The following is a 326-nucleotide window of genomic DNA, read 5'->3' as shown; positions in this document are numbered from 1 at the left end:
CCTATCCACCGCATCAGGATCACTCTTACTTCACGCAATGTGCGCTCGCACGAGAAGGTCTGTGCTGACCTAATCAATGGAGCCAAGAAACAGAAGCTGCGTGTAAAGGGCCCAGTCCGCATGCCAACCAAGATCCTGCGTATCACCACCTGTAAAACTCCTTGTGGTGAAGGTTCAAAGACCTGGGATCGTTTTCAGATGAGAATCCACAAGAGAGTGATCGACCTACACTCTCCCTCTGAAATCGTGAAACAGATCACCTCAATTAACATCGAGCCCGGTGTAGAGGTTGAGGTGACCATCGCCGACGCGTAGGCAGAGCCGCC

Annotated in this window: 1 protein-coding gene; it reads left to right on the top strand. The window is 52.1% G+C overall.

All coding sequences use genetic code 11. The features are described from left to right. Positions 1-315: 30S ribosomal protein S10 (gene rpsJ / locus F0U44_RS24185; protein WP_149730615.1), on the top strand; the 315-nt coding region annotated here is incomplete at its 5' end. Between the last annotated feature and the right edge of the window lie 11 nt (positions 316-326).

Origin of the sequence: Nocardioides humilatus, from assembly GCF_008373755.1 — a bacterium.
Classification (GTDB): domain Bacteria; phylum Actinomycetota; class Actinomycetes; order Propionibacteriales; family Nocardioidaceae; genus Nocardioides; species Nocardioides humilatus.
The sequence above is the reverse complement of the archived record's forward strand: the minus strand, read 5'-3'. Positions and strand labels throughout refer to the sequence as shown.